The sequence below is a fragment of the Methyloparacoccus murrellii genome, from assembly GCF_054657115.1.
Map to the genome: position 1 here is coordinate 1 of NZ_BAAHXD010000136.1, position 337 is coordinate 337.

General features: G+C 57.0%; 1 protein-coding gene. It reads right to left on the bottom strand.

Translation table 11 applies throughout. The features are described from left to right. Positions 1-337, bottom strand: a 337-nt coding sequence (locus ACYQ1H_RS15620) for an SLBB domain-containing protein (protein WP_460028960.1), incomplete at both ends; no start/stop codon positions are given.

A 337-nucleotide genomic window follows, 5' to 3' on the forward strand; every position in this document is an offset into this window, starting at 1 on the left:
GGCCATGTCCGGAAAGACCGAGCGTCGGAAACCTGGATCCTGAAAGCCACCGCGTGTGGCAATCAGATCCACCAGGGTCATGTCCTTGGTCAGGATGAATCTGCCAGGCTCTTTGATATGTCCCGCAAGGGTGACATAGCGATCCTTGGCCACAAAGCCGACGATGGAAATCTTGTCCCTGGCTTCGAGGCGAGTCTTATTGTCCTGTGTCAGTTTCGAATAGTCCTGTGCGATGGGTACTACCATGGAACGGCTATTCCCGCCGACGTCGGCACGCGCAATGACGGCCTGCGTCATTTCTGCGCCTTCCTGCAGCCCGCCAGCCATGATCAGCAGA